10 protein-coding genes and 1 pseudogene are annotated in these 9,074 nt (G+C 68.5%); 6 read left to right on the forward strand and 5 right to left on the reverse strand.

Annotation, left to right across the window (positions count from 1 at the left end):
* The 4 genes and pseudogenes from HMPREF1138_RS04950 to HMPREF1138_RS04960 form a co-directional block, all read right to left on the reverse strand.
* A pseudogene (locus HMPREF1138_RS04950) lies at window positions 1-193 on the reverse strand (IS256 family transposase); the annotation flags it as partial.
* Between the two features lie 1,006 nt (window positions 194-1,199).
* Complete coding sequence (locus HMPREF1138_RS11605) at window positions 1,200-1,274, reverse strand: 50S ribosomal protein bL37 (RefSeq protein ID WP_370465157.1); 75 nt, start codon at window positions 1,272-1,274, stop codon at window positions 1,200-1,202.
* Window positions 1,275-1,438: 164 nt separating this feature from the next.
* Window positions 1,439-1,738, reverse strand: a complete 300-nt coding sequence (locus HMPREF1138_RS04955) for a hypothetical protein (RefSeq protein WP_009057271.1) — start codon at window positions 1,736-1,738, stop codon at window positions 1,439-1,441.
* The gene (locus tag HMPREF1138_RS04960; protein ID WP_009057280.1) at window positions 1,735-2,397 is read right to left on the reverse strand and encodes a sigma-70 family RNA polymerase sigma factor; all 663 of its coding nucleotides are present in this window, start codon (window positions 2,395-2,397) and stop codon (window positions 1,735-1,737) included. The genes HMPREF1138_RS04955 and HMPREF1138_RS04960 overlap by 4 nt, the downstream gene beginning before the upstream one ends.
* 197 nt (window positions 2,398-2,594) lie before the next feature.
* Here HMPREF1138_RS04960 and HMPREF1138_RS04965 point away from each other — a divergent pair, with 197 nt between their 5' ends.
* The 4 genes from HMPREF1138_RS04965 to HMPREF1138_RS04980 all read left to right on the forward strand — a co-directional run bounded on the left by HMPREF1138_RS04965 (window position 2,595) and on the right by HMPREF1138_RS04980 (window position 6,163).
* On the forward strand, window positions 2,595-3,122 hold the full coding sequence (locus HMPREF1138_RS04965) for a DoxX family membrane protein (RefSeq protein ID WP_009057286.1): 528 nt from the start codon (window positions 2,595-2,597) through the stop codon (window positions 3,120-3,122).
* The gene (gene aroA, locus HMPREF1138_RS04970; protein ID WP_238318608.1) at window positions 3,119-4,525 is read left to right on the forward strand and encodes a 3-phosphoshikimate 1-carboxyvinyltransferase; all 1,407 of its coding nucleotides are present in this window, start codon (window positions 3,119-3,121) and stop codon (window positions 4,523-4,525) included. The genes HMPREF1138_RS04965 and aroA overlap by 4 nt, the downstream gene beginning before the upstream one ends.
* Window positions 4,525-5,610, forward strand: a complete 1,086-nt coding sequence (gene rsgA / locus HMPREF1138_RS04975) for a ribosome small subunit-dependent GTPase A (RefSeq protein ID WP_009057273.1) — start codon at window positions 4,525-4,527, stop codon at window positions 5,608-5,610. The genes aroA and rsgA overlap by 1 nt, the downstream gene beginning before the upstream one ends.
* Window positions 5,611-5,701: 91 nt before the next feature.
* Complete coding sequence (locus HMPREF1138_RS04980; protein ID WP_238318609.1) at window positions 5,702-6,163, forward strand: hypothetical protein; 462 nt, start codon at window positions 5,702-5,704, stop codon at window positions 6,161-6,163.
* Window positions 6,164-6,204: 41 nt separating this feature from the next.
* On the opposite strand, the gene HMPREF1138_RS04985 is transcribed toward HMPREF1138_RS04980, so the two are convergent.
* On the reverse strand, window positions 6,205-6,933 hold the full coding sequence (locus tag HMPREF1138_RS04985; protein WP_009057278.1) for a glutamine amidotransferase-related protein: 729 nt from the start codon (window positions 6,931-6,933) through the stop codon (window positions 6,205-6,207).
* A gap of 100 nt (window positions 6,934-7,033) precedes the next feature.
* Between HMPREF1138_RS04985 and HMPREF1138_RS04990 the strand changes: the two genes are divergently transcribed.
* Window positions 7,034-8,239: an exonuclease SbcCD subunit D gene (locus HMPREF1138_RS04990; RefSeq protein WP_039936971.1), complete on the forward strand. Its 1,206-nt coding sequence runs from the start codon at window positions 7,034-7,036 to the stop codon at window positions 8,237-8,239.
* Window positions 8,236-9,074: AAA family ATPase (locus HMPREF1138_RS04995; protein WP_009057282.1), on the forward strand; the 839-nt coding region annotated here is incomplete at its 3' end. The genes HMPREF1138_RS04990 and HMPREF1138_RS04995, both read left to right, overlap by 4 nt.

The raw sequence follows: 9,074 nt of genomic DNA on the forward strand, positions 1-9,074 counted from the left end.
CGGTCAGCTCCGCGGTCAACCCGCGCTCCAAGGCCTCCTTGAGCAACGCCGGCAACAAGCCCTGACTGCCCGTCATCTCGACCTCGCCAGCATCAAGACGCTCAAACAACGCATCCAACGCCCCCGAGCGACGCAGCTCCTCCACCGTCTCACGCCCACTAGCGCGAGCCGCAACAACATCATCATCATTCATCATGCATCAATCCTTTCAAACAAAAGACGGATACACAGACAATTAAACACGCCCTGTCGCACGTCGCCGTGAAACGTCCTCGCATGCGTGCAGGCATCGGGGCGGGCTGTGGGGCGTGGAGCGCCATCTGCTCAGTTGCTGTCTCGCTCTGTAGCAACGGAGGCACAAGGCCCATACAGAAGTGAACAACGCGCATCTGAAGGGACATGACGGCCTCTTTCGTCTCGACGAGCCAGTGTCTGCACGCGGGACGCACCGGCGCGCCAGCACGCACCAGGATACGACGCATTCACCTTTCCCGCCGCCAGCCGCGTCGCCTCCAGAGCAGAGAATCCACTGGCGTCCATACTGTTCCCAGACCCAGCTGATTCAGCCATCACGCGGATAGGTAACCAACATCCGGATAGGTTACGAACACGCGGATAGGTTAATAACCTATCCAGATGCGCCGTTCCTATCCAGATACGAGGCCACGAGTCCACCAACCGCCAGGCTCACACCGTCTCGCATGCGGACAACCAACTGGCCTCACGTCTTCTCACAGATCCCACCCATCGGACGCTATCACGCGGATAGGTAACCAACATCCGGATAGGTTACGAACACGCGGATAGGTTAATAACCTATCCAGATGCGCCGTTCCTATCCGGATGCGCCGTTCCTATCCGGATGCGTCGTTCCTATCCGGATGCGTCGTTCCTATCCGGATGCGCCGTTCCTATCCAGATGCAACGCAACGAAACCCCACCTCGGCCCGTCACGCGCTTCACGACTTGGGCCCGCGGGTGGGCACACATCAGCCAGAGTAGCGCCCCGCGTGGAAACGCTCACCGTCCGATGCCCGGGATTCCCCTCAACGTCTCCACTGCCCCGCAAGTATTCACCCGACGCCCCGGCAGAATCCCACACACCAGGCGCGCGCCCCTCACAGCTGCGGCTGGTTGCTGCCACCGGCGGATACAAAACGCGCCCGGACCCCTCGGTCCGGGCGCGCAACGAAATCGGCTCAGGCGTTAGGACGCTTGCCGTGGTTCGCGCCGTTCTTACGACGATCGCGACGCTTACGACCCCGCTTCGACATGTCATTCTCCTTGGGTTTGTTGTCTAGACTGAAGCATTTTTGCACACATTGACCCAAACCACCAAGGCACAACGCCACCGCGGCGACGAAGGTCACCGAAAAACGGGAGGCGTCCCCGGCCTCGACGACGCGAGCGCGGGGAGCGGCCAAGCGCGAGGCCGCGTTCAGCGCCAGGTGACGGACACGCTGGTGATGGAGGCGACGACGCGAGCGCGCAGCGCATCCGAGGCTTGCTCGGACTCGTAGCAGCCGCGCATGAGGGCACGGACGTGGCGTTCGGCGTCGAGGGCGTCGGCGCAGTGCGGGCAGGTGGCGACGTGCTGGATCATGAGGGCGCGGGCGCGGGCATCGGGGCCGGGCACGGACCCGGCGTCGATGAGGCCGCTGCGGCGGTCGCACTCCTCGCAGTCGATCAGTTCGTACAGGGCGTCCAGGACGTCCTGGCAGGTGACGCGCGTGTTCACTTGGTTCCTCCGATCCCATACTCCGCGGCGACGTCGGCCAGCGCGGAGCGCAGGTTCTTGCGCGCCCGGTTCAGTCGGCTCATGACGGTCCCCATAGGAACTCCTAGTTCTTCGGCGATTTCCTTGTAGCTCATTCCCTCAACGTCAGCCATGAGGACAACCATCCGGTGTTCCTCCGAGAGCGAATCGAGTGCCTCGCGCAGCTGCGTGGAGGGCAGCGACTCGAGGGCTTCGACTTCGGCGGATTTCAGGCCAACCTCCGCGTGGGAGGCGGCGTCGGCCAGCTGCCAATCCTCGATGGTGTCGGTGGAGGCACGCTTGGGGGATCGCTGCGCCTTGCGGTAGCTGGTGATGTAGGTGTTGGTGAGGATCCGGTAGAGCCAGGCTTTGATGTTGGTGCCGGGCTTGTACTGGTGGAACTTCTGGTAGGCCTTGAGGTAGGTCTCCTGGACCAGGTCTTCCGCGTCGGCTCGGTTGCGGGTCATGCCCAGGGCCGCGCCGAACAACTGGTTCATGAGGGGCATCGCTTCGTCCATGAAGCGCGCCTGCAGCGCAGCGTCGTCCGGGGTCGACGAGGCTGGGGTCGACGAGGCCGGGGTCGACGAGGCCGGGGCAGGCTCGGGCGCCTGCGCCGCCGGTTGGGGGGTTGTCGTGTCCATCGCATCCCAGGGTAGTCGCGCGCGGGGGCGGCGCGAAGAGATGGGACGGACGGACACTCATACTGAGGGCAACGCCTCACGCGCCACTTTATTCCACAACCACAATATGTGTGTGTTGCACCACTTTTGGCCCGTTGTTTGGGAGGGACGGGGCAGTTCGGCTTCCCCCGGGGGCAAAGGTATCGAACAATAGGGGTATGAATCTGCTGCGCGTTGTTGCCCGTCCCCTGCTCGCCGCCCCGTTCATCGCCGATGGGGTGGATGCCCTCACGCATCCGCGTGTCCACGTGGAGCGCGCCGCGGGGGTTCGTCCCCTCATCGATAAGGCGACCGACGCTGTTGGCCTGGAGCCGCTGACGGATGAGCAGCTGGCCCTGGCGACCCGCGTGACCGGCGCGGTGAGCGTCGTCGCCGGCCTGCGTTTCGCGCTGGGCCGCAGGCCCCGCGTCGCAGCCCTGACCCTGGCCGCGATCGGCGCGCCCATGGCGCTCGTCAGCGCTCCCCTGCCGGGCACGACGGACGGCCTGTCCAAGGAGCAGATCAAGCGCCGCCGCTACCGCACACTCAACAAGATGGGCCTGGCTGCCGGTGTCCTCCTCGCGTCGACGGACCGCGTCGGCCAGCCGTCGGCTCTCGTGGCTCGCGCGATGCGCCGCGATCAGCGCCGCGCGATCGCTGCGGCCGAGGCCGCCGTCGCGGAGCGTTTGACCGGCGCCGCTTCGTGAGTACCCCCTGGCCTGCGCCCCTGGCCGTTTCCCCCGTGGATGCCACGGTCGAGGTGCCGGGCTCGAAGTCGATCACGGCGCGCGCCCTGTACCTGGCGGCCGTTGCCGATTCCCCTTCCGTTATTCGCGGCGCCCTGGACGCGCGCGATACGCGCCTCTTTGCGGCCGCCCTGGAGGTGATGGGCGCGCGCGTCGATGACGAGGGGGCGGGCGTCCTGCGCGTCACTCCGATGTCTCTGCCGCCGCGCGGCGGTCGCGTCGAGTGCGGCCTGGCCGGCACCGTCATGCGTTTCCTGCCTCCCCTGGCTGCCCTGTCCCCCGAGGAGACGCTCTTCGATGGGGACGAGCAGGCCTACGCGCGCCCCCTCGGCCCGCTCCTGGACGCGCTGGTGCGCATGGGCGCGTCCGTCACCTATCACGGTGAGCGCGGGCACCTGCCTTTCACGATCCGAGGCCCGATCCGCACGCCGCTGGGCGCGCAGGCGTGGGTGGATTCCTCGTCCTCCTCGCAGTTCCTCTCCGCGCTGCTGCTCGTCTCTCCCCTCGTGGGCGATCCCCTCTTCGTGTCGGCTCCGGGCGCCGTCCCGTCGATGCCGCATGTGGAGATGACGCTCGCATCCCTGGCGGGCGCTGGCATCGACCTGGAGGTCGTGGACGAGGGCCGCGCGGACCTCTCGACCTGGCACGTCTTCCCGTCGCGTCCCCGCGGCGGCGACATCACCGTCGAGCCGGACCTGTCCAACGCCGGCCCCTTCCTGGCGGCCGCGATGGTGACGGGCGGGCGCGTGCGGATTCCGGCGTGGCCGGGGGCGACGACGCAGGCGGGAGATGCCTGGCGGGCGCTGCTGGGCCACATGGGCGCGACCGTCACGCTGGATGAGGAGGGCCTGACCCTGAGCGGTCCGGGCGCCGGAAACTACCCGGGCATCAAGGCAACCATGGCCGAGGTCGGCGAGCTCACCCCCACCCTGGCCGCGATCTGCGCCTACGCCTCGAGCCCCTCGCACCTGAGCGGCATCGCGCACCTGCGCGGACACGAGACGGACCGCCTGGCGGCCCTGGTCACCGAGATTAACCGCGCGGGCGGGCAGGCCGACGAGACCGAGGACGGCCTGATCATCACGCCGCGCCCGCTCCACGCCGCGCAGATCTGCTCCTACGCGGATCACCGCATGGCGACCTTCGGCGCGATCCTGGGCCTCGTCACCCCCGGCATCACGGTCGACGACATCGCGTGTACCTCCAAGACGCTGCCCACCTTCGAGGCCATGTGGGCCTCGCTCGTGGGCGATGACGGCCGGGGAAGCATGGACGCTGGGGGAAGCTCCGAGGGCCAGGCACACGCCGATGGTCACAGGACCGTGCAGGCCACCCCGGCCTCGCCGATCGAGGAGGAGCAGTGATGGCCCGGCGCGACACCGGAACCGACGACCCGCGCGTGCGCGTGCGCGCCGGCAAGGGCTCGCGCCCTCGCACGAAGGACCGGCCGGACTGGTCTTCCAAGCCGCTGGGCCGCATCATCGGCATCGACCGCGGCCGCTACCAGGTGAGCCTGGAGGAGGACGGCACCCGCGTGGTCGCCGTGCGCGCCCGCGAGCTGGGGCGCGGCTCCGTCATCATGGGCGACCGCGTGCGCCTCACCGGCGACCTGTCCGGGCGCCCCGACACGCTCGCGCGTATCGTCGCCGTCGAGGAACGATCCTCGGTGCTGCGCCGTTCCCTCGAGGACGCGCCGGATCAGCGCGGTGAGAAGGCGATCGTCGCGAACGCGGACATGATGTGCATCGTCGTGGCGCTGGCGGATCCGCCGCCGCGCACCGGAATGATCGACCGCTGCCTGGTCGCTGCCTTCGAGGCGGGCCTGGACCCCGTCCTCGTGCTGACGAAAGCGGACCTGGCCAGCGCGGACGAGCTGATCGCCGCCTACCAGGACTTCGACGTGCGCGTCGTGCTCACCAGCGCCGAGGCCGGCCAGGCCGACCCAGGCGTCGCCGAGCTGCGGGCCCTCCTGGCCGGCCACTGGTCGGTGCTTGTGGGACATTCGGGGGTCGGAAAATCCACGCTCATCAACCTCCTGGTGCCGGGCGCGGGCCGCGCGACGGGCCACGTCAACGAGGTGACGGGACGCGGACGCCACACCTCCACGTCCTCGGAGGCCTTCGAGCTGGAGGCGGGCGGCTGGATCGTGGATACGCCCGGCGTGCGATCCTTCGGCCTGGGGCACGTGAGCGTCGCCGACGTGCTGGGCGTCTTCCCGGACGTCGCGGAGGCCGCCGCCTGGTGCCTGCCGCTGTGTTCGCACGGCGAGGAGGAGCCCTCGTGCGCGCTTGACACTTACGCGCGCGCCACCGGCCCCTTCGCGATTGACGAGGCCGGGGCTGAGGATGTGGATCAACTGCGGCAGGGGCGCGCATCCCGCGTGGCGTCGGTGCGCAGGCTCCTCGAGGCAGTGGCGACGGCGGAGGCCGCCAGCAAGGCGGCTCGGTAACGACAAGTGGGCGCTGAAAGTGCTTGACAGCGCCACCCCTGCGCGGATAATTGAGGAATAGCGATGGTCGCTATTTTTGATTCACGAGGTCATGATCGCTATGTCCACCATCGAGCAGAACCTTATCGGCAACACCGCAGGGCTTTCGCGGGTCGACAAGGTCCTCCGCTACTTCTTCCTCGCGCTGTTGATCGGCACGGTCGTCTATTCGATTGGCGGCACCTTCTTCGGGAAGGACAACCGCCTAACCAACTACGGGCTCGCCGACGCTGCGTTGCTCCTCGCTTCCCTGGCCCCTGGTTATTCGCGTCCGATTCCGGGCGCGCACTGGGCGCTTCGGGCCTGCGAGTGGGCGGTGATGGGGTGTTCCCTCGTATGCACCGCCGCTGTCATCGTCGGTGATGTCACGGACGGGGGCATCGACCCCGAACCCTACAACACGCCGTCGAACGTTGCCATGGGCGCTGCGCTTGTAGCCTTCTGCTTCTTTACGATTCTCCTCGTCTCCAAGGAGCGGGCGCGCCGCCGCGGGCTCATTCCCCCGGCCCGGTAGAGCGGGGGCCGAGGCACGCGGCCTCGACCGTCGGGCGAGTGTCAGCGCTGGAAGCGGCGCACGAAGTTGCGCAGGATGAGGCGCGAGGGGTCCGTGTCCACGGTGGCGACCTGGGCGCGGATGGCCTCGGCCTTGTCGGCCGGGTAGTAGCGGCCCGCGTACTGGTCGATGCGCACGTTGACGCCGCCCAGGTCCATCTCGGGGTGGAACTGGGTCGCCCACGCGGCCTCGCCTACGCGCACCATCTGGATCGGGGTGTCGTCCCCGGCCAGGAGGACCTGCATGCCGGGGGCTAGCTCGCGCACGGCCTCGTGGTGGCCGACGTAGGAGTGGAAGCGGTCGGGAGTGCCCTCCAGGAGCGGGTCGTCGCGGCCCGCGTCGGTCTTCGTCAGCGCGATGCCGCTAATTTCCTCGCCGTGGTGGGTGTCGATGACGCCGCCCAGGTACAGGGTGAGGGTGCCCAGCCCGTAGCACAGGCCCAGGATCGGGAAGGATTCGCCCAGCGCCCGGTCGTAGAAGGAACGCAGCCAGGCCTCGGCGCGCACCTGACGTTCGTCCTTCAGGTGGTCGTCGGCGTTCGCGTCCCACGGCGACCCGCACACGAAGGCACCCGAGTACTCGGACAGGTCCAGGTCGGGCAGCTCCCTCTCCATGCGCACCTGTCGCACCTGGTCGGGGCTCAGTCCTGAGAAGCGAGGCAGGTCGGCGCTCTCCGCGGCCAGGACCGGGCCGTCGTCGCGGGAGGTCAGCATGAGGAAGGGCTTGATCATAGCTCCATGCTATCGATTACCTGCGCGTATGCAGAAGGTGTCCGCCCTCCAAGCGTGTGTGACGGACGCAGATGTGGGCGCCCTCTGCCACACTGGGAGCATGTTGATTCTGCACACTTCCGACTGGCACCTGGGACGCACGCTGCACGGCGCGTCTTTGGGCGACAGCGCGGACGCGTTCATCGAGTGGCTGGTCGCCCTGGTGCGTGAGCGCGGCGTTGATGCCGTGCTCATCTCGGGCGACGTGTTCGACCGCGCGGTTCCGCCCGTTGATGCGCTCGCGCGGATGCGCCGCGCCCTGCGCGAGCTGACCGCGCTCACGACGGTCATCCTGACGTCGGGGAACCACGATGGGGCGGCGCGCCTGGGACTTTTCGCCGACATGCTGGCTCCTTCTCTGCACGTGGTGACGGATCCGGAGGCGATCGGCAAGCCCGTCGAGGCCGGGGGCGCCCTCGTCTACCCGATGCCCTACCTGGAGCCCGACCTCGTGCGTCAGGCGCTGTCGGACCTGCCTGCGCAGGGGGAATCCGCTCTGCCCGCTCCCCTGCCCCGCTCCCACCAGGCGGTCCTGGCGGCCGCCTTGCGCAGGCTGCGTCAGGACCTGGAGGCGCGGCGCGGCTCGGGCGACGAGCGCCCGGCCATCGCGATGCCGCACGCCTTCATCACGGGCGCGCAGCCCTCGGACTCCGAGCGCGACATCCAGGTGGGCGGCGTCCCCTCCGTGTCGGCCGACCTGTTCGACACACTCGGGGGCGCCGCCCCCCTGACCCACGGCCTGGACTACGTGGCGGCCGGGCACCTGCACCGCCCGCAGGATGTGTCGGGGGCGTGCGTCCCAATCCGCTACGCGGGCTCCCCCATCGCGTACTCGTTCTCCGAGGCCGGGGCCACCAAGTCCGTCACCCTCGTGACGACGGACGCCACCTCGGTGACCGGCATCGAGGTGGTGCCCATCCCGACGCTGCGGGGCATCGCGGTGCTCGAGGGGACCATGGATGAGCTGCTCACCGATCCCGACCAGGCGACCACGGACTTGTACGTGTCGATCACGGTCTCGGACGACGCGCGCCCAGAGCGTATGGTGGCGCGCATCCGGGAGGCCTACCCGCACGCCCTGGTCGTCGTGCACCGCCCCGCCCGGGCCCCCTCGCTTCAACCCACGCGGGCGGTGCGCCCCTCGAGGGATCCGCGCGAGGTCGCGGAGGAGTTTTACGAGGCCGTGGGCGGGCGGCCCCTGTCGGAGCGGGAGCGCGAGCTCGCCCAGGATGTGTGGGCCGGGCTTCGAGGAAAGGACATGCAGTGAAGATTCGGTGGCTACGTATTGTGGGCATCGGCCCCTTCGCCGGTGCACACACGGTCGATTTCTCGTCGTTTGAGGACTCTGGGCTTTTCCTGCTGGAAGGGCCCACGGGCGCGGGCAAGTCCACGCTCATCGACGCGATTACCTTCGCCCTGTACGGGGACGTGGCGCGCACAAAGGACGCGTCGAAGGACCGCCTGCGCTCCAACCACATCTCGGATTCAGACCCATCCGAAGTGGATCTCGTGTTCGAGGTCGCCACGGGCCTCTACCGGGTGACACGCACACCCGCGTACACGCCGGCGGGTAAGAAGTCGCAGCGTAACTCGAAGTCGACGCTCGCGCGGGTCGTGGAAGATCCGGACGCTCCGGACGGCTGGCGCACCATCGAGGCGGTCGCGTCGGGGCCACGCGACGTGGGCTACGAGATCCCCACGATCGTGGGCCTGGACAAGGACCAGTTCCTCCAGACCATCGTGCTGCCGCAGGGAAAGTTCTCCCAGTTCCTCACCGCCACCTCGGATGCGCGCGAGCAGATCCTGCGCGACATTTTCGACACGCAGATCTACTCCGACTTCACCAAGGCGCTGACCGATGCGGCCGCCTCGTCGAAGCGCGGCATCGAGGAGCGGCGCACGACTGCGCTCAGCGCCTTCGAGCGGGTGCGCTCGCTGGACGCGGCCTTTGGCGATGACGCAGCCACGGATGAGGCTGACAGCGTGGCTGCCGCCGCTGAGGAGGAAGCCGGGCTGGACGCGGGCGCGGAGGATTCCAGCGCCGTGACTCTGTGGACGCGCCGCGCGTGCGAGCGCGCACACGAGGCGCACGCGCAGACAGT

This window comes from Actinomyces sp. ICM58 (genome assembly GCF_000283035.1).
Classification (GTDB): Bacteria; Actinomycetota; Actinomycetes; order Actinomycetales; family Actinomycetaceae; genus Pauljensenia.

Bases quoted from the DNA above. Each gene is read 5' to 3' on its own strand.
- HMPREF1138_RS04960 (WP_009057280.1), bottom strand. From the start codon at position 2,397: ATGGACACGACAACCCCCCAACCGGCGGCGCAGGCGCCCGAGCCTGCC.
- HMPREF1138_RS04965 (WP_009057286.1), top strand. From the start codon at position 2,595: ATGAATCTGCTGCGCGTTGTTGCCCGTCCCCTGCTCGCCGCCCCGTTC.
- rsgA (WP_009057273.1), top strand. From the start codon at position 4,525: ATGGCCCGGCGCGACACCGGAACCGACGACCCGCGCGTGCGCGTGCGC.
- HMPREF1138_RS04980 (WP_238318609.1), top strand. From the start codon at position 5,702: ATGATCGCTATGTCCACCATCGAGCAGAACCTTATCGGCAACACCGCA.
- HMPREF1138_RS04985 (WP_009057278.1), bottom strand. From the start codon at position 6,933: ATGATCAAGCCCTTCCTCATGCTGACCTCCCGCGACGACGGCCCGGTC.
- HMPREF1138_RS04990 (WP_039936971.1), top strand. From the start codon at position 7,034: ATGTTGATTCTGCACACTTCCGACTGGCACCTGGGACGCACGCTGCAC.